Annotated in this window: 17 protein-coding genes and 1 pseudogene; 9 read left to right on the top strand and 9 right to left on the bottom strand. The window is 50.1% G+C overall.

Annotated elements, in window-relative coordinates; all coding sequences use genetic code 11:
* Nucleotides 1-2: 2 nt before the first annotated feature.
* From VGN67_RS18895 to VGN67_RS18870, 6 genes are all read right to left on the bottom strand, one after another.
* The gene (locus tag VGN67_RS18895; protein ID WP_327488448.1) at nt 3-308 is read right to left on the bottom strand and encodes a hypothetical protein; all 306 of its coding nucleotides are present in this window, start codon (nt 306-308) and stop codon (nt 3-5) included.
* A 265-nt stretch (nt 309-573) separates the two neighbouring features.
* Nucleotides 574-759, bottom strand: coding sequence for a hypothetical protein (locus VGN67_RS18890; RefSeq protein WP_327488447.1), 186 nt, complete (start codon nt 757-759; stop codon nt 574-576).
* 92 nt (nt 760-851) lie between these two features.
* On the bottom strand, nt 852-1,592 hold the full coding sequence (bla, locus tag VGN67_RS18885; protein WP_327488446.1) for a subclass B1 metallo-beta-lactamase: 741 nt from the start codon (nt 1,590-1,592) through the stop codon (nt 852-854).
* Nucleotides 1,593-1,597: 5 nt separating this feature from the next.
* Nucleotides 1,598-2,137 (bottom strand): DUF4199 domain-containing protein, encoded by a 540-nt coding sequence (locus VGN67_RS18880; RefSeq protein ID WP_327488445.1) that lies wholly within the window; start codon nt 2,135-2,137, stop codon nt 1,598-1,600.
* 107 nt (nt 2,138-2,244) lie between these two features.
* The gene (locus VGN67_RS18875) at nt 2,245-2,724 is read right to left on the bottom strand and encodes a response regulator transcription factor (protein ID WP_327488444.1); all 480 of its coding nucleotides are present in this window, start codon (nt 2,722-2,724) and stop codon (nt 2,245-2,247) included.
* Between the two features lie 270 nt (nt 2,725-2,994).
* Complete coding sequence (locus tag VGN67_RS18870) at nt 2,995-3,432, bottom strand: hypothetical protein (RefSeq protein ID WP_327488443.1); 438 nt, start codon at nt 3,430-3,432, stop codon at nt 2,995-2,997.
* A 751-nt stretch (nt 3,433-4,183) separates the two neighbouring features.
* On the opposite strand from VGN67_RS18870, the gene VGN67_RS18865 reads away from it, so the two are divergent.
* The 3 genes from VGN67_RS18865 (at nt 4,184) to tesB (ending at nt 8,737) form a co-directional block, all read left to right on the top strand.
* Entirely contained in the window at nt 4,184-4,597 is a 414-nt protein-coding gene (locus tag VGN67_RS18865; RefSeq protein ID WP_327488442.1) for a hypothetical protein, read from the top strand.
* 181 nt (nt 4,598-4,778) lie between these two features.
* Nucleotides 4,779-7,421, top strand: coding sequence for an outer membrane beta-barrel protein (locus VGN67_RS18860; protein WP_327488441.1), 2,643 nt, complete (start codon nt 4,779-4,781; stop codon nt 7,419-7,421).
* A 461-nt stretch (nt 7,422-7,882) separates the two neighbouring features.
* Nucleotides 7,883-8,737: an acyl-CoA thioesterase II gene (tesB, locus tag VGN67_RS18855; protein ID WP_349256113.1), complete on the top strand. Its 855-nt coding sequence runs from the start codon at nt 7,883-7,885 to the stop codon at nt 8,735-8,737.
* A gap of 259 nt (nt 8,738-8,996) precedes the next feature.
* Here the strand turns inward: tesB and VGN67_RS18850 are convergent, their stop codons facing one another.
* From VGN67_RS18850 to VGN67_RS18845, 3 genes and pseudogenes are all read right to left on the bottom strand, one after another.
* Nucleotides 8,997-10,031, bottom strand: coding sequence for a nitronate monooxygenase (locus VGN67_RS18850; protein ID WP_327488439.1), 1,035 nt, complete (start codon nt 10,029-10,031; stop codon nt 8,997-8,999).
* A 382-nt stretch (nt 10,032-10,413) separates the two neighbouring features.
* Nucleotides 10,414-10,641 (bottom strand): annotated as a pseudogene (locus VGN67_RS24585) (recombinase family protein); the annotation flags it as partial.
* Nucleotides 10,642-10,732: 91 nt separating this feature from the next.
* On the bottom strand, nt 10,733-13,327 hold the full coding sequence (locus VGN67_RS18845; RefSeq protein WP_327488438.1) for a PAS domain-containing protein: 2,595 nt from the start codon (nt 13,325-13,327) through the stop codon (nt 10,733-10,735).
* A gap of 576 nt (nt 13,328-13,903) precedes the next feature.
* Between VGN67_RS18845 and VGN67_RS18840 the strand changes: the two genes are divergently transcribed.
* The 6 genes from VGN67_RS18840 (at nt 13,904) to VGN67_RS18815 (ending at nt 24,738) form a co-directional block, all read left to right on the top strand.
* The gene (locus VGN67_RS18840; protein ID WP_327488437.1) at nt 13,904-17,269 is read left to right on the top strand and encodes a UvrD-helicase domain-containing protein; all 3,366 of its coding nucleotides are present in this window, start codon (nt 13,904-13,906) and stop codon (nt 17,267-17,269) included.
* 136 nt (nt 17,270-17,405) lie between these two features.
* Nucleotides 17,406-20,633: a SusC/RagA family TonB-linked outer membrane protein gene (locus VGN67_RS18835; RefSeq protein WP_327488436.1), complete on the top strand. Its 3,228-nt coding sequence runs from the start codon at nt 17,406-17,408 to the stop codon at nt 20,631-20,633.
* A gap of 127 nt (nt 20,634-20,760) precedes the next feature.
* Nucleotides 20,761-22,209 (top strand): SusD/RagB family nutrient-binding outer membrane lipoprotein, encoded by a 1,449-nt coding sequence (locus VGN67_RS18830; protein ID WP_327488435.1) that lies wholly within the window; start codon nt 20,761-20,763, stop codon nt 22,207-22,209.
* 10 nt (nt 22,210-22,219) lie between these two features.
* Nucleotides 22,220-23,572, top strand: coding sequence for a sodium:solute symporter family transporter (locus tag VGN67_RS18825; RefSeq protein ID WP_327488434.1), 1,353 nt, complete (start codon nt 22,220-22,222; stop codon nt 23,570-23,572).
* Nucleotides 23,565-24,416, top strand: coding sequence for a metallophosphoesterase family protein (locus VGN67_RS18820; protein WP_327488433.1), 852 nt, complete (start codon nt 23,565-23,567; stop codon nt 24,414-24,416). Before VGN67_RS18825 ends, VGN67_RS18820 begins: the two co-directional genes overlap by 8 nt.
* A gap of 91 nt (nt 24,417-24,507) precedes the next feature.
* Complete coding sequence (locus VGN67_RS18815; protein ID WP_327488432.1) at nt 24,508-24,738, top strand: type II toxin-antitoxin system HigB family toxin; 231 nt, start codon at nt 24,508-24,510, stop codon at nt 24,736-24,738.
* Nucleotides 24,739-24,853: the final 115 nt, after the last annotated feature.

Raw genomic sequence — 24,853 nt, 5'->3', positions numbered from 1 at the left:
CACTAGGAAGTGGAAGTTTCCTTTCTTGCCGTATTTCGCCTGTACATAACAAAGGTATAACCTATCAGGAATAATGAAAACAAAGCAAGTACTATAAGGAGGGGATAGGGACCGGTCACATCTATTTCAGGAAGTACCGCTATATTCTGTTCCGGATCAAAATGAACTTCTATGCTGTCCGCCCGTTTGGTTTGCCGGAAATGCCGGTTCGGGCTGATGAGGGTATACTCGTTTCCCTGGTGCCGGACATAAATCTTGTTAGGGCTTCGCAGAGTACCCAGACCGTTAAACCTACCAGTGATGGGCATCTTAATCAACGGGTTGTTTCGTTGGACTACGGCCTGCTTCTCACCAGATTCGTGTATTTTTTACGTAATAAAAATGAATACCAGGCCTATGGTGGCTAGTACGACGAATTGGCTCAGCGAAACAATTTTCATAAAAAACACCAGTAGTGTAGCGACTCTATTGAGCAGCTAAAAATCAAAATTTCCCAGGAGATACAGGTACCCTCAACGGGCATCAGCAGTCACCGCACCTATTGGCGTAAACATAAGTTTATGGAAAGGTTATTTACTCGGATCTTCTCCCCAGCATTACTAACCGATACACAAAAAGCCCGATGGCAAACACCAGTACCCCTACCTGTAAGTACAGCTTGCTGGTATCGCCATCGGGGTGCTTACTATCCAGCCGAAGCTCATTAGCGATATAAACAATAAATAAAAAAGGGACTATCAGACCAAAGTATTTTCTCATCGGTAGCGTATCAGGGTGGATTAACCGGGACAATTTAGAAAATTGCCCTGATATTCCCAATTGCCCGGTTCCTGTCGCTTCGCTGTGGTGGTTTATTCGGCTTTGAATAAACCAATGGTGTAGTCCAGCAGTTCAGTACTGCCAGGTTTGCCGTGGCCGGGAATGACTAACTTGATTTCAGAGTACTTTTGTTTCAGCCTGGTTACCGTCGCCGACCATTCATTTGTATTAGCGTCTCCGAGGTACCCTTTGGTAGCCCCGGTTTCCTTAATCAGGCAGCCTCCAAAGAGTACCTTCTCCGCCGGAAAGTACGCCACTACATTGTCGCGGGTGTGTCCTTCGCCAAAGTACTCTACTACCACTTTCTTCGAACCTACTTTGAGTTCCTGTTTGGTGTCAAAGCCATGCTGAGGTACGGGTAGGTTATTGGCTTTAGCCTGTTCGATGGTACGCTGGCTGGCGTAAGAAGGTACCTGCTGTTTATGAAACTCGTCCAGACCGCCGAGGCAGTCGTCGTGGAAATGGGTAGGTACTATGGCCCTGATCCGGCAGTGAAGCTGGTCCTGCACCCATTTGATTAGTTCCTGGGTTGCCTTACTATTGCTGGGCGTATCAAATACCAGCGCTTCCTTTTTGTTTACGACAACCATGCCGTTGCACTCTACTTTTCCAAAGCTCTGGGTCTGGAGGTACGAGATATGCTGGTACACATGGTCGGCTACTTTCTGCACGACCAGGTTTTCGGAGGTGTACACCGGAGCGACCTGACCAGCGGATGGGTAAATAGAGCCAATAAACAGGAAGGGCAGGAGCAGGTAAATAATACGTGGCATTGTTACTAATTAAGGGGAGTAGTTTGAAGGTTTGGTTTTTTCTTCAAAAATAATGCACTAATTAAGGCCACCACCAGGCCTACGGGAAGTACTTCCGCATACGTCATCAGGATTACCATTAGCGGGCTTTTGTATAGTTCCTTATACTGGTCCATTTCGCTTTGTTTGGCCGCCAGCTCGGCCGCGGTGGCTCCCTCTTCGGTGGCGGTAGTCAGGACGTGCAGCGTGTATTTGTCCATAAAATCCGGGACGAACAGGTAGTAGTAAAACAGCCAGGTCACCACGTACATAGTAGAACCTATCAGTGCAATCAGAGCGCCCATTTTAAAAGCTCTTCCAAACGATATGGTACCGCCGGGTTGCTTGTCGCGGTAGTTTCTGATGCCGAAGAAGGACAGGGAAAACACGATGATCATGGCGGCATAGCCTACCAGGTCGTTGCCCACAAAATCAGGATTGGAATACACCAGGCTTACCATGTAGACCATCTGGGCGGCCAGGATGGTACCCAGCACTAATCCGTAAGTTGATACAGTACGTTGCATAGAGTTTAGTTTTTTTGACAATCTTAGTTTCGAGGGGGCTTTTCGCCTTCATACTAAAGTACCAATTGTGCCTATCCTGTACAATTCATCCTAAAGTAGGGGGTGGCTCAGGGTGTTATCTTCAGGCGTTTGGCTTTTTCCAGCGCCTGCGTCCGGTTTTTTACCTCCATTTTTACAAACAGGTTAGACAGGTGCGTTTTCACGGTACTTAAAGACAGAAATAGATTCTCGGCAATTTCAGCGTTGCTGTGTCCCTGCGCCAGTTGCTGCAAAACCTCGTACTCCCGGTTGGTCAGCTCCAGTTTTTTGAGTTCGGCTTCGTTGATGATAAATTCCTCCGGCGCGTTAAGAAATACTTCCTTCTCCACTACTACGGTCTTGATGTGGCTCCTGGTCAGTTGAGAGGCTACGGCAATTCCCACCAGAGTAAAGAAAACGGCAATAAGGCCGGTGTACATTTCGGTGGAGGTATCCTCAATCAGGAATTTCCACTGGAGCCATTTCAGGGCAAAGATCAGCCCGCCCATCAGTAGGCCGTAGCCGACTATGGACCGGTACTTGCTGTATAGCTGTTCTAAACCAGACATTGCTTATCGCTTGCTCCTGTTGTTTTGTCGGCTTCTGGTCAGGGTTTAGGTACCCGCAGGCGGGGTTTCTGACCGTTGAAGTACCTTTTTCGAGCACCTTTACAAATGTATTATTTTCTTGATAGTGATGCCTGAATTTTGTTGTAAAGAGCACTTTTTAAGGAACGGTCTGCTGCCGTAGGGACTGAGGGAGGTGTAAACTAAGGGTGCGGACACCGCAGAGGGTGTAAAATTTTACCTGTCCGGATAAACCCACAAATAAAAGTTTTTCTAATCTTTATACTTGAAGTCTTTGTCTACAATACTATCATTGCTATAGAGTATCATGTTAATCGATTGGCCCTTTTCATCATAAAATTGCCAGATACCCTCCTTTTTGCCGTTTTCCCAGCCTCCAGAATATTTTACTCCTCCATTAGGATATAGTTTATTCCAAACCAAAAAAGTTTGGCCGGTCATTACAGAGTCTATTTTAATTGCTATTAACTTTTCTTCATTAAGCCATTGTAACAGCATGTTTTTTTGAGTTGTAGAGTCAGAAAGAATAATTGTATTATCTTCTAAGTTGAAAGTTCCCTCAGAAAAAATATTCATATCAACAACGTCTCCATGGGAGTCTTGCTTACCTAGAAGGAATTTATTTGGAGGAGTAAGGTCTAATGAGATTTCATTACCCGGATAATAATATTCTCCATATACTTTTTCCATTGATAGTTTGGATTTGGAATCTTTCTGTTCTGTAAGCTTATCGCTTGAATTGCAACTATATAGTATAAATGGTATAAATAGATATGTAATTTTAATTAGCATGGTTAATAGTTATAGAGGATAAGGTTTGCCATTGTCAACATTGCTGCCTACAATATAAATAAAAGATGCCGCCCATCAAGCACGAAAAAAAATAACTGATCTCTTACTTTTCTAACTTCCTTTTAGCACATGCTGGAGGGAGCCGCGAGTACCTCGCAGGAAAAACCAGCCAACAGCGGCACCTGGCACCAAGGTTGATTACTTCCAGAAATGTAATGGGTAGTACCTGTAAGGAAAAATAATGAGCAACCACTGGTGGCCTTTGCAAGAAGATAGTGAACGATTACTGAATAGCCAGAAGCCAGGACTTCAATATGGTTATTTGTAAGTATTTAAGGAAAGATTCCCTACGCGACTTTCAGCAATTTTAAACAGGGATTTAAAGTACTTCAAGTCGTTATATTTCAATTGCTTATGGAAAGGCAAGCATTGTTAACTGTTTACAAGTCAGGCGATTAGGCTAAGTACTTGGCGTTGACTTTTTAATTAAGTAGTACTACGGGCTGGTGATTAAGTATAACTACCTGATTATACTTTTTTTTAGAACCTTTAACCTAGGCTGCTGTTAGTGTCTGTGTATTCCAAGTAGTAATGTACTAATGGATACATTTAATTTTTTTAATTTTTTACAAACAAAATGGTAGAGGTTATGAAAAAAGTGAGAATGATTTTCGCATCGTTAATGATTGCACTGTTCCTCGCGGTAGGAACTAGCAATGTAGCTCAAGCTCAGAAGAAAACCACTACGGCTGAACAAGTCGCAGGTAATTTAACTACGCTTCAGAACGCTCTTATTGCTGCCAACATTCAGCTAACGAATGTTACGATTCAGGATGTTATTACAATTGGCGATATTACGGTTACTGATGTGGTAGATGTTCAGAATGTTCTTAATAACGCTAACATCGAGATCTTGAATGGTTTGATTGTTGATATTCAGATTGATAATGTGCTGAACAACTTGTTGCGGGAAGCAGATATCATCAATGATAATCAGATCGTTGTTGGTATTTTAAGTGGTCAAGTTCTTGTTCAGAACGTGAATTTCCGACGCGGCAGATAATCATAAGCTATAAACAATTTGCCCTTTAATCAGGGGAATTGTTAATACTAAGCGTTAATAAATCAGAGCAACGCCACGGGTTGCTGTTTAAAACAAGACAATGCCCTGCGGTACTTTTATCGCAGGGCATTGTTATTTTAGGAACAGTACTTCTAACTATTGGGCAAGAAAGGGGGGTGCAATGAAAATTCTGTTGTTATTCTTACTGTTGGTAATAGAGCAGATAGCTTTTGCTCAAAGCCCTGTTGTTCAGGGTAGAATAACAGATGAGCAAAGCAGTGGGCTACCCGCTGCTACGGTACTATTATTGCAAATCTCCGATTCCTCCCTGGTTACCAGCACACTTACCGATACTTCCGGACAGTTTAGCCTGATTACTAGTGAGAAAAGAGACTATCTGTTGAAAGTCTCTTTTGTGGGGTACACCACTTATTTCAAAAATTTATCCATCTCTTCCACATCTGATACACTCCATGTAGGCACCATAGTGCTCCAGCCGGATGCTATTCAATTGGCAGAAGTAGCGGTAAAGGGCCAGCTGGAAGCAATCGTTGTAAAAAAAGATACCGTTGAATATAATGCCGGTTCATACGGCACGCGCGCCAATGCTAATGTGGAACAGCTTCTGAAAAAGCTACCCGGGGTAGAAGTAGAGCGCGATGGAAGCATACGGGTGCAGGGTGAGGAAGTAACCCGCATATTTGTTGACGGAAAGGAGTTCTTTGGGGGGGATCTGGAAATGGCCACCAGGAATCTACCCGCCGACGCCATTGACAAGGTACAGGTCATAGATGGCAAGTCTGAGGAAGCGCAGTTTTCGGGTATTGAAGATGGACAGCGGGAGAAAGTAATTAATCTGCAGCTGAAAAAAGACCGGCGCAACATGGGCTTTGGAAAGGCCATGGCAGGGGTAGGTACCTCTGGCCGGTATATGGCCCAGGGCAATTACAACCGTTTTGGGAATGGCAACCAGTTAGCTATAGTAGCCAGGAGCAACAACGTAAACAATCAGGGACTTTCAGCTGACGGTATGGGTGGGGGTGGAACCGGAGGAATATCAACCACCCACTCCGGAGGTGCTACCTTCTCCAGACAACTTTCCCGAATAACCCGTATTCACGGCAGCTACAGACTCAACTATACCAATGCTACTATGCTGACGGACCTGACCCGGCAAAACTTCCTGCCCGGAGGAACGGCTGATTACTTCGAGAATAGTCGGCAACAACACACCACAGGCAGGCATAATGCCACTGCCGGGTTAGAACATAAAGGTGCCAGGAATAATGTCAGGCTAAACACTACATTAAGTTTATCAAATTCAGACCACTACAACCGCAGCAGCCGACAGTCCTTTTCTGTGGCTGATACCCTGGTGAACGCAGGGGAGCGAACCGCCAACACCCGTAATCAGAACCTTAACTTCAATGCTAACTTATTTTATGGCCATCGTTTCCGCAAAACCGGCAGGCTCTTTACGGTTTCGAATCAGGTATCAGCGTATCAGGCAGCTGCTCTGGGACGCTCAGAGTCATTTACCCGATTTAATGATGGGGACGAAGAGCTAGTCCATCAGCGAAATGAGCAGGAAAATAGTAATCTGAATTTTTCATCGCGCTTTGCCTATACGGAGCCTATCAGCAAGAAGCAATACCTGCAAGCCAGTTATAATATAACAAACCGGGCCTCCGAATCAGACCTGGCTGTTTATGATATTCAGAATGAAACTCTTCTGTTCAATACCGAACAAAGCAACCGGTTTAGCACAGGTTTTCTGTACCAGCAGCTAGGGCTGTCTTACCGTCTTGCCGGAGAAAAATTTACCTTCTCAATGGGTACTACTATGCAACAATCGGTACTAACCCGCAGGATTCTATCGGAAGGTGACCTGGTAAAACGAAGCTTTCAAAACATCCTACCCGAAGCCCGCGTAAATGTTCGTTTAAATAAGACCAGCCGGATAAGTCTTAATTATACGACTTCCGTCAGAGAGCCAACAATCAACCAGCTCCAGCCCGTAGTATCGCGATACGATCCGCTTAACCTGTACATCGGCAACCCAGAGCTTCGACCTGAATATTCACATCGTGGAAGACTGGCCTACAATACATTTATTAGGAAAAGTGGCTTGTTTTTATCAGGTCTTGTTAACTATACTTATACAACTAACCCAATTGTAGCAGCTGTAACTATTGACGATAGACAGGTACGAACTACTCAGTACATAAATGTACCTCAGAGCTATCAGGGTGGGGTCAGTCTGACTCTGGGGGTGCCGGTAAAAAAATATCACAGCCGGTTGAACCTGGGACCTTACTTTCGTCAGGGCAAAAGCCTCAACTTGTTGAATGGAGTTATGGGAGCAATAAATCAGCAATCTTTCGGAGGGAATATGGGCTATAGCTTCACCTATGACGATTATATTGATCTGAGTCTGCGAGCTCGTCTATCAGCCACCAGCTCAGAATATGAGCTAAACAGTAATCAGGGTCAGTATTTTGTGAATACTGCTTATATGTCAGATGTTACGCTGCATTTTTTAAACTATTTCGATTTTACAGCTGAGTTTGATTATAGCAAGTTCAGAAATGCCAATACTGGTTTTGACCGGGCCGTACCTATCCTAAATTTTGGCCTTTCCAGATCTATATTAAAGGATAGTAAAGGGGAATTGAGGTTATCAGCCATTAATGCGCTGAACCGGGATACAGGAGTCACCCAGACGGCTACTCTGAATTATGTCGAGCAGGTGTCCAGGAATACGCTGGGGAATTATTATATGCTCAGTTTTATCTACAATTTCAAAAAGCGACCCTCAGAATAGTACTTAATACACCCCCTGGATAAGTTATACCACTATTCTGTTATTACCAAAAAGCGCCAATAGCATCTCCACATCTGGCACTATACAAATAACCTATCTCGTCCCTAACTTTCCTGACTTTCTCGTAGCTCATGTAGGAAGAGAGAGCTGCGGGTACCGCACAGGAACAGCATTATTAACCTTCCTTTCCACCCAATCATTGAGTACCTGTGTTCAAGATATATAGTTCATCCGCTAAATCGAAGATTCAGGACTCTGAACCTTTTACCCATTTCAGTTTTTAACGACTGTCCAGGTACTTAAAGAGTGCCAAGCAGGTACCTGGGCCATAGGTACCGGATCTCTATTTTCGGCATTGACTCCGGTCTATACGATTGGCGAAAACCAGAGAAGGTTCTTATCTTGACGACCAATTAAAAGCTGGTACCATCATCAACCTTACCCAAAAAAAGATAAACCGCATGGATAATGTCCGGGAACTGACCGATTTGCTCACCCTCGAAAAAATTGAGGAGAATATATTCCGGGGCGAGAACTATAAAGCGCCCTGGAAGCGGGTTTTCGGTGGACAGGTACTGGCGCAGGCCCTGCAGGCCTGCTACCAGACCGTACCCGAAGGCCGCCTGGTCCACTCCATGCACGCCTACTTTATTCTGGCCGGAGATATCAATCAGCCCATTATTTACGATGTCGACCGCATACGCGATGGGGGTAGTTTTACCACCCGACGCGTAATTGCTATTCAGAAAGGTGCCGCCATTTTCAGTATGGGCGCTTCGTTTCAATCGGTGCAGGAAGGCCTGGAGCACCAAATCAGTATGCCCAACGTACCTATGCCGGATACGCTGGAGTCGGACGAAAAATTGGCTGAAGTATTCAAAGACGCCGCCCCCGAAATATACCGCAGTCTGACCTTTCCCCGTCCGCTGGAATTTCGCCCCGTCGAAAAACTAAATCCGTTATCCGGTAAAGGGTACCCTCCCTTCCGTCACGTCTGGATAAAATCCAAAGGTACCCTGCCCGACGACATCCGGCTGCACCAGGCTATCCTGGCCTATGCCTCCGACTATAACCTGCTGACCACCGCAACGCTCCCGCACTGGGAACAGGTCAAACCCAACGAACTATTCCTGGCCAGCCTCGACCACGCCATGTGGTTTCACCGGACGTTCCGCATAGACGAGTGGCTGCTCTATGCCCTCGATAGCCCCAGCGCCTCCAATGCCCGGGGTTTTACGCGGGGCAATGTCTTCACGCAGGACGGCCAACTCGTGGCCTCCGTAGTGCAGGAAGGGCTTATCCGGAAGCGGGATTGATAGTTAAAAAAAACTAATTTTAATAAGGACTTATGGGGAACTGGAAAGTGCTCCAAAGAGGTAAATGCTAAAAGTGTTGTTAGTAAAACACCAATAATGGCGAAACGATCTATCAGGCCGGGTAGGCAGACGCTAATATCATAAGCCGTACATCTGTTTTTCTATTAAAAAAGGACTCCAAAGAGTCCCTTTTTAATATACTTACCGATTGCTATCTGTTAGTAGTACTAGCACGAAAGTCGAATTAATGAATAATTCATTAGAAGCTACCGCCTTGCTTTACCGTGATCGAGGAGATAGTTTGGGCGGCTACCTCCATCATGGTCGTAATGATGGTTTCTATCGATTGGATATCCTGTACCAGCCCTACACCCTGCCCAGCCAGGAGGGCCATCTCTTCCAGGTTGCCTTCGGTGGTCGGCATAGGGACAAAGCTGGAAAAGCGTTTCAGCGCCTGTTCCTGTCCGAACAGGGACGTTTTACCAATTACGGGTTCGTTCTCGGTAGTAGCAGGTACCAGATGTTCCTTGCCCTGGAACTCCCTGATTACTCCGTTTTTCAGGACACGCATTGGATTGAAGTCAACCATTTCCGGTCCGAAGATGGAAGTCAGACAGGTATCGGTTCCGGTGGCTTGAGTCAGGCGACTTTTGTAATCAGGATGAATAAATGCCTCGTGGCTGGCCAGCAGGCGGGTACCCACCCATACGCCAACGGCACCCAGGCAAAGAGCGGCTGCTACCTGTTGGCCCGTGCTGATACCACCCGCCGCCAGTACAGGCGTGGGCTTTACAGCTTCCACCACCTCAGGTACCAATACGAAGGTGGGCAGGGTACCGTAGTTGTGACCTCCGGCTTCGGCTCCCTGCGCAATAATCAGGTCAATGCCTTCCTCGACCGCTTTACGGGCATCGGCTACCGAGCCTACCTGTTCCCATACTTTTATGCCTGCTTGGTGTAGCCTATCAATGTACGCTTTGGGAGGATGTCCCCAGTGAAAAGACACAATGGGTACCTGCTCCTCTACGCACACCCTGATCTTTTCCTCATCGGTCAGGAACGTGATGAAGTTGACGTGGAAGGGGCGATCCGTGGCTTTTTTTACCTCACGAATTAGAAATCGGACGGCCTCCGCGGGGAGTGGTCCCATAGCAATAGCGCCTATCCCACCGGCTTTGCATACGGCAATAGCCAGGTCGGGTGTGGTACCGGCAAAGGCCATTCCGGCCGATGCAAAGGGGTAAAAAACGTTGTAGGTTTCGGTAAGGCGGGTAGTAATAGTAGGTTTATACATGACGGTTTAAGTTAATTTAGCCGACAAGTATACCACTACCATTTTATCTAACTCTAGTCTGCCTTAATGGATAGTCTAAAATGGTCAATGAAATGTCATTATCACGCTTTGGAATGGATTTGACGGGTACACCACTAGTCGCGGGTGGATTAGCTGTATGGTCAGAATTTGCCAATATCCGCCTGCAGTAATGGAGCAGCGTAAGTCCGGTATAATGCCTTAGCCGAAACCAACTCAAACTCCTGCTCGGGCCGATTGTGCCTGAATTGCCGCGTTCCACAGCCGCCCAGCGTTGACTATTCGGTTATGCCCATCGATAAGTTTACACAGCGACAGCTAAGCAGTTTACCCAGAGGTATTCCGTTTGGCTTCGAAACCCAGGTCAACAGCGACCACTTTCAGCCATGGACCGGCTGCTGACGGGTATTGGGCAGATGCCAATCCGGCAGCCGGTCCGGTCCCTAATGATGTTGCATTCCTGCTCTGCCAGGATAAACCTGAACTGGAAGACCAGACTACCGGTAGCTATACAAGTATCGGTAAACTCTGCAAGAGATTTCAAGTTTACCCCTTTCTTTTTTAACTCTTCGACCAGCTTTATAAGTTGAGGAGTATTTCTTCCTGGCTAACGGGGGGGGCGGTGCCACCCAGCTTGTCAGACTGTAAAGCACCTGACAAAATCTTCCATTATGTAGGTATCGTCACATTGGGAGGTAAATAGAGAAGGTGGCTCCTTTTCCGGGTTCGCTACTGGCCGTAATACTGCCCCCATGGTTCTCTACTACCCGCTGACAAATGGCCAGCCCCACACCCGTTCCTGGAAACTCATTTTTGCCGTGTAGCCGTTGGAAAACCTGAAAAATGCGGTCCAGGTACTTAGTATCAAACCCTATGCCCTGATCCCGAATGCTGATGTGCCGGAAGTGGGTTGCCGTACTATTTTTTACCATTTCCATAGGCAATTCACGCCGTTCATGGTCGGTACAGGATAGCACTATTTGAGGAGCTTCCCCCTGCCGGGTAAACTTAATGGCATTGGAAAGCAAATTCTGGAAGAGTTGGACTAGCTGGGACTCATTGCCATGAATGGCAGGTAAATCTGGCACTTCAATGTGGGCCTTTCGTTCTTCAATCTGCCAATCCAGGGTATGTAACGCCTTAGTAATAACCTTGTTCAACGACACCAGACCCAATGCCTGCTGACGGGTCTCTATACGGGAGTAAATCAGCAGGTCCTCAATCAGGATAGACATTCGCTCACCAGCTTGCACGATACGCCCTAACATATCTATTCCCTGAGCCCCCAACTCAGTTCTATGTTTCTTTTGTAAAAGGGTACTAAACGATTGAATCTTGCGCAGAGGTTCCTGTAAATCATGGCTGGCTACGTAAGCGAATTGCTGTAGATTAGCATTTGAACGTTTTAGATCCAGGTTGGCAATTTGTAGTTCATTTGTACGGGCCTGCACTCTATTTTCCAGCTCTTTGGACAGCTGGCGATAGCGTTCTTCGCTCTGGCGCAAAGCTTCTTCGGCTTGCCGTTGCCTGGATACGTCGCTGTTGATGGCCACTGCTGCCACCACCTTACCCTCCACTACCACGGGTGAAGCGGCGCAACGAACCACCCGTTCTTCTCCACTGAGGCGGTGCCGGACCCGTACATCCTGCACAACGTGTTCGCCGCCCAGAGCAAGGGCAAAAGCCTGACGTTCGACCGGAATAAACTCGCCGGTTTGCCAGTCGCGGGTCTGAATCTCTTCGGCCAGTGTACCAATGTGCCGGTTGAGCTCCTCAGGAGTGGTGAAGCCAAGCTGGTCAAGGGCCGCCTGATTGACGAGCGTAATGCCTTCCAACCCACCAATGTACAGGGCATCGGAAATGCTTTCCAGTACGGCCCGTAGCCGTCCTTCGCTCAGGCGAAGGGCCTCTTCGGTCTGCTTGCGCTCAGTAATATCAACAAAGGCAGAAACCCCATACAGTATTTGCCCCTGTTCGTCATAAATGGGTACGGTATTGACACTGGCGTAGCCCCAGCTGCCATCCCCTCGCATGAGTTTCATCTCCACCCCGACTACGGTTTCCCCATGGAACAGGGTCCGAACCATCGGCATGGCTTCCAATGGAAACGGTTCGCCGGTCTGGGGGTCATACAAAGCCCAATTTTTATAGGCTTCAATATCTTTACTGACCCGAAAAGGATGACGGAAGATCTGCTCCACCTGTGGATTCCCGTAGATCAGCTCGCCATTCGGATTGGCAATCAGAATACCAACCGGTATTTCCCGTAAGATCGTGTTGAGCCGGGTTTGCTCGGCGTTCAGTGCCTGACGAGACTGCACTTGCTGGGTCACTTCAGTGGCCACTACCAGGATACCCTTGACGGGACCATGGGCCGTTTCCCGCCGTGGCTGATAGGTCAAATCAACATAGATAGTTTCAGGCTGGTTGTTCCGGATGAGTTCTACCTCAACCTCGTTGACCATATAGGGAACACCAGTCGCTAGTATATTCAGGAGCAGGGCTTCAAAACCCTGTGCGGCCAGTTCGGGCAGGGCCTCCTGCAGGGGCTTGCCCAGGAGTTGCTCCGGAGACCGGTCCACCAGCTGGCCATAGAACAGATTGGCCATTTGGAAGACAAGATCATCTCCCTCCAGGAAGGCAATACCTACCAGCGACTGCTCAAAAAGGTATAGTAGCTGTTGCTGACTTTCTTCAAGATCCCGACGAGCCCTTACGGTCTCGGTCGTTTCCAGACAAGAGACCAGTACCCCTCCAGGTGTACCTTCGTCGTTCAGCACCTGACTGTACGAAAAAGTCCAGTAGGCCTCTTCGATCTGGCCGTGGCGGTGGAAGGTCACGGGGGCATCCTGATTGGATACTGGTTCCCCTGTTAGTAGCACCTTTTCCAGCAGGGGCCCCACAAAGTCCCAGCCTTTCCCCCATACTTCCCGGGCTGGTTTGCCCAGTGCAGGGTGATTTTCCGGCCCCAGACTGGGAATGACAGCATCGTTGTAAAAGCAGAGGTGATCCTCTCCCCACAATACCAGCATAGGCATGCTGGCACGGAGCAAATTGCTAACCGAAACGCGCAGGCTGTAAGGCCACTGGTCCGGTGTGCCTAAGGAAGTGTTAGCCCAGTCGTGCTGACGAGTCAGGGTGCCCATTTCACCCCCACCGGCTAAAAAAGAGTATTGATTCTGGCCCGATACGGATTCAGGCACTGATACTGGCCGGAGGGCACTACGCTGGGTATTGGATCGCATATCGCCCTCGGGCTGGTAGTCAGGATTAGTCATTGGTAGTGGTCAGACAATTTATATGGATGGCCTTTTGACTGTTTTGGTCGGATGGAATTTACCACCTTCTCCGCTTCTGAAAAAGGATTGTCCTGGTTTGATTGAATGATAGTAGGAAAAAATTATGCCTTTGATTTATAACTAACACTTCTTGTTTTTACTATTCCCTTATTTTTTACGATAAAGATGCACCCCTTATCGGAGAGGGAACAACCGGCTACTATTTTTTGCTGGCTTTTTTCAACCTTTTGCAGTACCAGTAGTCGTTCCATGTGTTCTTCTACCGAACAGTCTTCGGGTTCATCCTGAATAGTTTCCAGAACCTACGTCCTTTTCATAATCTACAAATATTTGTTATTGGTACGCTAACCAGTTGGAGCTGTATGTGTCAGGATTTCTTCAAATGGGAGTAAGCCCCTTGTAAAATTCGTAAAGGACCTGAAATGACCGTTATTTATCAATGATATAGAAAGGTACCATTGTGTTATTGCCTGCCTTTTCTACCTCACCCCCCTTCCAAATCCTCCCAAATAGGCTTACCTTTAACCATTCGTACCACCCAACCATAGATTCTCCGTGTTCAAGATTTATAGTTCATCCGCCGGGTCGGGCAAAACCTACACCCTCACGAAGGAGTACCTCAAGCTGGCCCTGCACAGCAACAGTGAAACCTATTTCCGTCATATACTGGCCGTTACCTTTACCAACGCCGCCGCCAACGAAATGAAGGACCGGATCCTGAGCATGCTGCGGCTTTTCGGGACGGAGGAAGGACGCCAGCACCCGATGATGCGGGATATTGTGACGGAACTGTACGGGGACACCATACAAAGTGGTGAAGGTACCTTTGAGGGGGCTTGTGAGTTGATATCGCTGCGGGCGCAGAAGGTATTTGTAAAGCTGCTGCACCGCTACTCCGACTTCTCGGTTATGACCATCGACAAGTTTACGCAGCGGCTGGTAAGCAGCTTTACCGACGAGCTGGGGATCCCGTTTGGCTTTGAAACCCAGGTCGACAGCGACCATCTGGCGTCGGCGGTGGACCGGCTACTGGCGCGCATCGGGCAGGAAGGGGAGGAGACGCTGACGAAGATTGTCGAAACCTACTACCGCGAAAGCGCCGAAGACGGCAAAAGCTGGGGTAGTCTGCCCGCCCAGATACGGGAAGCCGCCGGTGACCTGCTAAACGAAAAGAGCTACCTGGCCATGCAGAAGGTTACCAATTTGTCTATGAAAGACTGGGTAGCCATCCGGAAACAGCTGAAAAACTCCATGGATGCGATCGTGGCGGATGGCTATTGTAAAACCATGGCGCGCGAAGCCATCCACCTGGTCCAGAAATACGGGCTGGAGGCCGGTGATTTTGCCGGAGGTACCCGCGGACTGATCGGGCATTTCAATAAATTTAATCCGGACGAAGAAGAAAATATTGATTGGTGGGACCCCAAAAAAGCCGACGCTTCGGCTACGGTCATTAAGAATCTGGACGATAACAAATGGTACGGTAGCAAGGCATCCAAAGGTACCCAGGCCAAAATTGACGAAATAAAAGGGAAGCTGGAAGAGCTGTTTTTGTGCATTCAGAAGTACCAGCTGCAACACCGTGAGCAGTACTTCCTGTTTAAGCAGCTCGAAAAGCACCTCTACAACCTGTCGCTGCTGGGCGAGATCCGGAAGGAGTTTGACTCGCTGCTCCGGCAGAACAACCAGGTACATATCTCGGAATTTAACCGGCGCGTGATGGAAATCGTGGCGCGCGAGCCGGTACCTTTCATTTTTGAACGGTTGGGCGAGAAGTACAACCATATTCTGGTGGATGAGTTTCAGGATACTTCCAAGCTCCAGTTCGCCAACCTGCTGCCCCTCATCGACAACGCCCTGGCTTCCGGGTACATGAACCTGATCGTGGGCGATGCAAAGCAGTCCATCTACCGATTTCGGGGTGGCGATATGGACCTGATCCTGCACCTGTCGCAGAACCAGGCGATGGAGCTGGCCTCCCTGCTGGGCGATAATCCGTTCAACGAGGAGCGGCTCATCGGCCTGGACCACTACCTCAGTAAGTCAACGCTGCGCGAAAATCGCCGGAGCTACCGCGAAGTCACGGAGTTTAACAACGGTTTCTTTGGCTTTCTGGCGCAGCTGGTAGGGGAGGAGGAGCCGATGGTCCATGCGGTATTTGATGAGGAATTTAAACAAAAAATATTATCCGAAGTAAAAACGGGCGGACACGTGCAGCTGGAGTTTGTAGACATGCAGGACGAAGAGGACAGCGCGACCGATAGTACCCGGGAGCAGGACGCCATGACCCGCCGTACCCTGGAACAGGTAGAAGAGCTGCGCCGTACCGGCTACCATTGGCGCGATATTGCCATTCTGTGCCGGAAAAAAAAGGAAGCGGCCAACCTGGCCAACGCCCTCAGGGAGCAGGGGTACCCGCTTATTTCAGAAGACTCGCTGTCGCTGGCGTACGCCCGTCCGGTCAATCTGCTGGTGGCCTTCATGCAGGTACTTCATACGTCTGATAATAAACTGGCCCGCTACGAAGCGGCCTACCTGTTTCACCGGGTCCTGGACCGCAGGTCGCCCTCGGCTAGTCAGCAGGAACAGATCCGGGCGATGTGCCCGGAAAAAGGTCTGGTTTCTTTTCTGGACTATTTCAGGGAGCAGGGCGTGGAGCTGAGCGCTTTTCGCCTGCGGCAGCTGAGTGTGTATGAATTGTGCGAACAACTGATCACGGCCTTCAGCCTTTTTGATTCGGGCCTGGATGCCGAGTACCTGTTCCGTTTTCTGGACGTGGTACTCGAGTTTGGTACCCGCCGCAGCAACCACCTCGGCGATTTCCTTGCCTACTGGGATGGGGCCAAAAACAAGCTGTCCATTACCATTCCGGCCAACGCCGACGCCCTGCGGATCACGACCATCCACCGCTCCAAGGGGCTGGAGTACCCGGTGGTGATCATTCCCTACGCCAACTGGGGCTTTAAGCCCAACCCGCTCCTTGACAGGTTGTGGGTGGATCTGGAACGGCTGGAACATGAAGAATTGGCGTTGGTACTGGAGGGAGAAGCCGAAGAAAACCTCCCGAAGCGATTGCTAAGCTCGGTGGTGTCGGTGGTCAGAGAACTGGATCATACCCCGTTGGCCGGACAAAGTCAGGAGGAAAGTACCCGCACGCTGCTGGAAAACCTGAATTTGTTGTACGTGGCCTTTACCCGTCCGGTGCAGCGGATGTACATACTGGCCCAACGCGAAAAAGACTGGAACAGCAGCCGGGCCAAAAGCCGGGTAAGCTACTGGCTGTACAGCTACCTCAACCGCCCCGACGCCGAACCGGGCTGGCGGGAGGAACAGTCGGTGTACGTACTGTCGGAGGGGAACGGCGAGTGCCGCCACGCCCACAACAGTAACGGAGCGGTAACCCACCGCCTCGGCCGGATCATCAGTACCGACCGCACCAAGTCACTACGCCTGCGGCGTCTGGCCGACCGGATCTTTGATACCGAAACTTTCGAAAAAAAGAACGACTGGCTGCAGAAAATGAGGCACGCGCTCTCGTACCTGCAGACAACGGAGGAACTACCCGCGGTACTTCGCAAGCTTTCTAGCGAGGGAATCATTGAGTCGGTTGATGCCGAGTACCTGCGCCGCTCGCTCGAAGAAGTACTTGGTTTGCAGTCCCTGCAGCCTTGTTTTGACCCCGGTGCCACGGTGCTGCTTCGGCGTGAACTACTGCTGCCGGGCGGCCGCATGCTCTGCGCTGACCGAGCCGTAACCCTGGCCGATGGTACCTGCGTATTGGCCAACTTTGTGGCCGGAGCCGGGAACGAGAGCGCCAGCCGACAAATGCGCCGGTTGGTGAAAGCCTACCAGGACATGGGGCAGCCAAACGTAAAAGGAGTGGTGGTAACGCTGGAGAATAAAGAAGTAGAGTGGGTGTAATTGTAGAAGTTTAAAACCAAAAGCCTCTACAAATGGTAGTATCTCGGATTGAGTCGGTAATCCAGGCCGGAAAATCTGTCGTATATCCCCTTAAATCACATTTTAGGCTACCTTTCACTTTATAAAACTCATCTGCATGCGGCTAAAATTACTATCTGTTATCCTTGCTTTTGTTCAATTTCACGTCTACGCGCAGTCCTTAACCGGTCTGGTCAAAGACAAATCATCCGAACAACCCATCGAGGGGGTCAGTGTTCAGGTCAGGAGTACCCAGACGGGTACGCTCACTGATGCGGACGGAAGATTTTCTCTTTCCAATCTCAGTAAAAACGATGTAGTGGTCTTCTCCTACATTGGCTACCGCACGCAGGAAGTACCCTACACCGGACAGGACGAACTGACGGTACTGCTGGTGGAAGGGATCTCACTCAATGAGGTGGTTGTGACGGCGCTGGGATTGGAGCGAAACTCCAAAAACCTGGGCTACGCTATCCAAAAGGTGGAAGGTCGGCAAATCAGCGAAGTAAAGGCGCCCAATTTTCTGGATAATCTGGCCGGAAAAGTTGCGGGCGTCACAATAACCGGCGGCTCGACGGGCGTAGGGTCATCTTCCAGAATTACCATTCGGGGCGAGTCGTCCTTCACCAATAATAATCCTCTTTTTGTCGTAGACGGCATTCCCATCAACAACTCCACGCTGGTCAATGTCGTGAACGACGACGCCAACGGCTTTCAGGAGATTGATTTTGGAAACGGAGCCATGGAAATTAATCCCGACGATATCGCCTCGGTCTCTGTTCTGAAAGGTCCGGGGGCGGCGGCGCTGTACGGTACCCGTGCTTCCAACGGGGTTATCCTCATCAATACCAAAGACGGCTCCCAGCGGGCCGGGGCCAGGAGTGAAGGCCTGGGCATCAGTTTTAACAGTACCTTTTTCGCCGAAAGGCCTTTTCAGCTACCCCGCTTTCAGAATATTTACGGGCAGGGGAATAGCGGGGCATTTAAGTACGTTAACGGCCTCGGGGCGGGTATCAACGACAATATTTCGTACAGTTACGGCCCGCGCATGGACGCGGGGCTGCTGATTCAGCAGTACGACAGTCCGGTACAGCTACCCGACGGCCGCACCGTCCGCGGGGGCGATATTTATGTACACGGCGGGCTTCCCATTACGCCAACACCATTTGTGTCTTACCCCGACAACCTGAAAAACTTTTACGAAACCGGGCGGACGGCTATTAACAACCTGGCTATTTCGGGGGGCTACGCCAGGGGCAGCTACCGCCTTTCCTACACCGACTTGAACAGCGAGTCGACCATACCGGGCGTGAATCTGAAGCGCAAGACCCTGGCGGCGCGGCTGTTGTTTGAACCGGTGAAGTGGCTGAAGGTAAGTTCGTCCATCAACTACATCAACTCCAACAGCGACAACCGGCCCGCTACCAAGTACGGCTCTGAGAATATCAACTACGCCCTGAGTGCCTGGCTGGGCCGTCAGACCGACGTAAACCCCATGAAGCAGTACTGGCAGCCGGGGCTGGAAGGTGTACAGCATTATTCCTACAACTATACCTATTTCGACAATCCCTACTTTACCCTGTACGAAAACCGTAACTCCTTTAACCGCGACCGTCTCATCGGGAACCTGGCCGTGACCGCCGACCTGACGGACCACCTGCAGCTGATGGTGCGCAGCGGGATGGACTACTCCACCGAGGCGCGGGAGTTCCGGCGGGCGTACAGCAGCAACCGATTTCGCAACGGAGCCTACGCCGAGAATGAGATCCTCTTCCGGGAAGTCAATACCGATTTCCTGCTGAACTACAACCAAAGCTTCGGGAATTTCTCCCTTGACTTGTCGGCCGGGGGCAACCGCATGGACCAGCAGGCCTCCTTTGATCAGTACCAGGCGCTGTCGCTGGCGCAGCCGGGAGTATTTAAACTCACCAACGCCGCCTCGCCGGTGGAGGTATACCAGCAGGAGGCCAGCAAGCGTATCAACAGCCTGTACGCCATAGCCAAGCTGGGTTTCAAAGACATCCTGTTTGTAGACATCACCGGTCGCAACGACTGGTCCAGCGCGCTGGCTACCCCTACTTCTACGGCCAATACTTCATTCTTTTATCCCTCGGTTTCGGCCAGTTGGGTTATTTCCAACCAGTTTGACCTTCCCTACGCCATCTCCTTTGCCAAGCTGAGAAGTAGTATTGCCAATGTGGGCAACGATACCAGTCCTTACCAGACCTCCGGCGTATTCAACGCCAAAACGCCCGTTTTTTCACAACCTACCTTTAGTGATCAAAACACCATTGCCAACGCCAACCTGAAACCCGAGTCGACTACCTCGGTGGAGGTAGGGGCGGACCTTCGCTTTTTTGACGACCGGCTGGGATTTGATTTTACCTACTTCGACGCCCTCACCAGCAACCAGATCCTGTCCCTGCCCATTGCCATTTCGACGGGCTACGGCGAGCGGGTCATTAACGGTGGGGCGGTGCGGTCAAGAGGTCAGGAAGCCGTGGTGAATTATGCGGCCATCCGGACCCGGGATGTAAAATGGAACCTCAGCCTGAATTTCAGTCGTTACCGCAACACGGTCGTATCGCTGCCCGACGAGGCCGGTACCCTGACCCTAGGGTACAACCGGGTCTACGACAACGTAAACCAGACGGTATGGTACCAGGTACGCGAAGGCGATCGCCTGGGTGACATGTGGGGAACCGGGTACCTGCGCAACGCGCAGGGCGAATTTGTGGTAGGTACCAACGGACAGTACGTGGTGGATAATACGCTTAAAAAGCTGGGTAACTACAATCCTGACTTTATGGTGGGGCTGTACAACCAGTTGAGCGTGAAGAACTGGAACCTGGGCTTCCTGCTCGACTGGCGGCAGGGGGGGGTCCTGGTGTCGCGCACGCTGTCACTGGCGGCCGTGGCGGGTCAGTTGATCGAAACGGCCGACCGGCCCGAAGCGGGTATCGTTGCCAAAGGGGTAGTAAATACAGGGACCAAAGAAAATCCCAGTTACCAGCCCAACACCCGGGCCATACCGGCCGAGACCTACTACCGCATGTACTACGACCGAAACCACGAAGAAAACAATGTGTATGGGGCTTCGTACGTAAAGCTGCGGGAAATGAGCCTTGGCTATACCGTGCCGGAAACGGTGGGATTTCTTCAGAAGCTGCGTATGCAGCGACTCACCATCGCGCTGGTGGGCCGGAACCTGCTGGCCATCTCGGAGATTCCCCACTTCGACCCGGAGCAGACTTCCTTTCAGGGGCAGCAGCTTCAGAGCGGGGTAGAGGATATGACCTACCCGACCAGTCGGAATATAGGGGTGAAGCTGAGTGTTAATTTTTAATCTGGACTATTATAATTTAAACCACAGATTTGAAAAGAGGTAAAGCACAGAGTACATAGAGGTAAGCTTTACGCTATGAAACTCAGAGAAAAAACTCCTTTAACGCTGTGGTAAACAAATATTAAAAATGAAAAAGATATATAAAAAGGCGCTTCTGATAATACTGATTGGCCTGTTTCAAAGTTGTACCGAAGGCTTTAAGGAAATTAATACCAATCCCAACGCACCGGTAGATGTACAGCCGTCGCTGTTGTTTAGGAAGGTCTTATTTGACTACGGAGAGCAGATGTCGTACGAGGCGTTTGTGGCGGGCAACCTGCTGGGGCAGTACTTTACCGCCATTGACTTCAACCTCTTCGACCGCCACAGCCTTACCGAGCCGCAGTACGGTGGCAACCCCTGGCCCTTTATTTACGCCAATCTGCGCGACAATGAGATACTCCTGCAGAAGTCCCGGGCCAATCCGGCTTTTGCGGTGTACGAAGGGCCGGCGCTGATCATGAAAGCCTACATGGCCGCCGCGCTAACAGATATTTACGGCAATGTACCTTACAGCGAAGCCCTGCAGGGAAAAGGCGGTGTGATCTCTCCCGTCTATGATGCACAGGAAGCCATTTATACCGCTGCCGGTGGGATACTGGATAACCTGGATAAAGGCATTGCTTCTATTGCCAATTACAAAGGCGCTACTCCGCTGGAAGGAGATATCCTGTACAACGGCAACCGGAACAAGTGGGTACTTTTTGCCAATTCGCTGAAAATTAAGTACCTGATGCGGATTTCGGGGAAAGTAGATGTAAAGAGCCGACTGCAAAAGGTACTGGATGAGGGGAATTTTATAAAGACCAATGCAGACAATGCCGTTTTTAAATTTACGGCTACCCAGCCCAATAACTTCCGGATGGCTACTGCCCGGGTGGGTGACTATAATCTGTTCATCATGTCCAAGACCATCGAGGAGGTACTTGCCGGGCTGAACGACCCGCGGGTAAAAACCTATTTCCGCCCTACCTCCGCCCAACCGGGTACTTACAAAGGACTGCTGAACGGGCCGGATGCCTCCAAACTCTCTATTTCCGTAGCGGACTATTCGCTGACGGGGACCGTGTTCAGAGAAGAATCGGACAAACTGTACGCCAACTATATGACCGCCTGGGAAACCGGCTTCTGGCTGGCCGAAGCCGCTGAGCGGGGTTTGGTGACCGCCTCGGCAAAAGAGTGGTACGAGAAAGGCATCTCCCAGGCCTACGACTACTGGCGCACCCCACTACCGGCCAACTACCTGACCAGCGAGAAAGTAGCCTACGGCAAGAACGGACAAAACCCGGTGGAGCAGATCCTGACACAGAAGTGGCTGGCCAACCTGAACAACGGTTACGAAGGCTGGATTGAGTACCGTAGGACCGGCTTTCCCCGCCTGAAAACCATTTCGGCCAGCCTGAACAACGGCCTTATTCCCATCAGGATGCCGTACCCCAACAGCGAAAGCGCCCTCAACGGGGAGCAGTTCAAAAAAGCGGCCGATCAAACCCAGAACAACAGCGTGAATGTACCCGTATGGTGGGATGTAAACTGACGGGCCTCGCATGACGATTACCGTAATTCAGTGGGTACTGGTCGTGGCATCCAGCCTGGGGTTGTACCTGCTGTCACCGCTGGCCCGAACCGCCTCCGAGTTCTTTAAAGGCGACCGCAGGGAGCGCTCCCCCAATACTTTGTTCCTGACGAGCAGTCTGGTGATCTCCTGGCTCTTTGCCAAATCCATCACCAATGCCGCCAACCTGGGGCAAAGCTTCGGGTTGGTGGGGGGCGTGGCCTATGCGGGCTACTATCTGTCCTTTGTGGTAGCGGGCTTTGTCCTGGTTCAGCTGCGGAACAAGGGCGGCTACCGCAGTATCCACCATTTTCTGGAGTCTAAATTTGGGCGGAGCGCCGTCGTGGTATTCACCTTCCTGATCATCATCCGGCTTTACAACGAGGTCTGGTCCAATACCATCGTCATTGGTACCTACTTTGGCGCTACGGGTACTGTAAACTACTACGCCGCCATCGTAGTTTTTACCTTGCTGACGCTGGCCTATACCCTCAAAGGCGGCATGAGTAGTTCCATTATGACCGATGTGATTCAGATGGTTCTGTTTGTGGTACTGCTTACGGTCATTCTGGGTTTTATGCTGCCCGAATCGGGAGGTAGTTTTAAGCCTTTCCTGACCAGCGGGAGCTGGGAACTGGGGCAGGGCCTGGACCTGCTACTGGTGGCGGTTATCCAGTGTTTCAGCTATCCTTTTCACGACCCGGTCCTGACCGACCGGGGGTTTATTTCCGATACCGGTACTACCCTAAAGTCGTACCTATGGGCCGGAGCGGTTGGGGCGTTGTGTATCATTTTTTTTAGTTTTGTCGGCATTTTTGCCCGGTTGCAGGGACTGGAAGGGGAGGCGCCGGTAGCGGCCGCCCGGTACTTCGGCGCGCCCATGCTGCTGCTCATGAACCTGATTATGGTCACGTCAGCCTCCTCTACGTTGGATTCTTCCCTGGCTTCTTTTTCTAAGCTAGTCAGTGTTGATTTAAGTAAAGCGGAAGTACCCAAGGTGTCAATGGGGCGATGGGCTATGGTCGTGTTGACGGTATTGGGTACTATTCCCGTTTTTTTTGATCCGGCTATCCTTTCGGCCACGACCATTAGCGGAACGCTGGTGCTGGGGTTGGCGCCAGTATTCTTATTCTGGAAAAAAGAAGTACCCCGCCTGGCCTTTCATTTGTCCGTACTGGGCGGACTGGTGCTGGGTGGGCTGTTAACTTTTCTACCCCTACCCGGCTACCTGCTATTTACCGAAGGCAAGTACAGTTCTTTGCTCAGCGTGAACCTGATTACTACCGGCTTCTGTTTTATGGTTTACTTTGCAAGTACTCTATTTAGAAAAAATTCTCATGGATAATCCCTCAGCCACCACCAGGTACCTGGGCAATCTCAGCGGTAAACTCCTGGTTTTTGGCGGTCCTTACTCCAACCTACAGGCGCTGGAAGAACTGAAACAGATAGCGGAGCTTCACCAAATTCCTCCCCAGCAGATTATCTGTACGGGTGATATAGTCGGGTATTGCGCCCAGCCGGAGGCGTGCGTTCAGCTTGTAAAGGAGTGGGGGATACACTGCATTCAGGGCAATGTAGAGCAGAATATCATCGCGGGCCAGGACGACTGTGGCTGTAACTTCACCGAAGGTGGTCGCTGCGACCTGTTTTCCCGTACCTGGTTCCCTTACGCGGTCAACTCGCTGTCTGATGAGTCAAGGCAGTGGTTTAGTACCTTGCCGCTCCACCTTACTTTTCAGTATGCGGGAGAAACCGTGGCGGTGGTCCATGGTTCAGCCGACCACATTTCTGAGTTTATTTTCAAATCAACCCCCTGGTCGGTAAAGCAGCAGACCTTTCGGGCGACGGGTGCCACGGTAGTTTTAGCGGGCCACGCCGGTATTCCTTTTGCCGATGTAAAGGAAGGCAGATATTGGCTCAACGCCGGAGTGATTGGCATGCCCGCCAACGACGGTACCCCCCGCGTTTGGTACCTGCTACTTAATGACACCGAAGACCACTTTACCTACACTTTTCAAGCCTTCACCTACGACAATCACACGGCCCACCAACTCATGCTGGATAATCAGCTACCCAACTCCTACGCGCAGACCCTCCTGACCGGAATCTGGGACAACTGTGAAATCCTGCCGGAAGCCGAAAAGTACTTGCAGGGTAAAGCGATTGGGCTGGAGAGTCAGGTGGAGTGACTATTTGATATTCTTCATAATAAAATACTTTTACCTTGGTTACCATAATGGTAACTTTTTTAATTAGATTTGAGTTGATTATCAGCAAAGGGTGAGAATAATAGCAAAGCGCACGTTACGGGAATTTTGGGAAAAGCACGCTGATAGTGAACAGCAACTCAAAGCCTGGTACCATGAAGCCGAACAGGCTGACTGGAAATCCCCTAATCAGATAAAGGAGCAATTTCCATCTGCCAGTATTTTAGAAGGAAGCCGTTTAGTTTTCAATATTAAAGGAAATCATTACCGGTTAATTGTTAAGAACCTGTTTAAAAATGCTTAATCATTCGGTTGATGCTTGACAAATAGACGAATGCTTCGTGTGATTTAACGCCACATTCATAGTCTTTACTGAGGCGTCTCGACCAGTTCATCCAAGCGAAAGTTCGTTCTACTTT

This window comes from Telluribacter sp. (assembly GCF_035998675.1).
In the GTDB taxonomy this organism is placed as follows: domain Bacteria; phylum Bacteroidota; class Bacteroidia; order Cytophagales; family Spirosomataceae; genus Telluribacter.
This window is presented reverse-complemented; position numbering and strand designations above follow the sequence as displayed.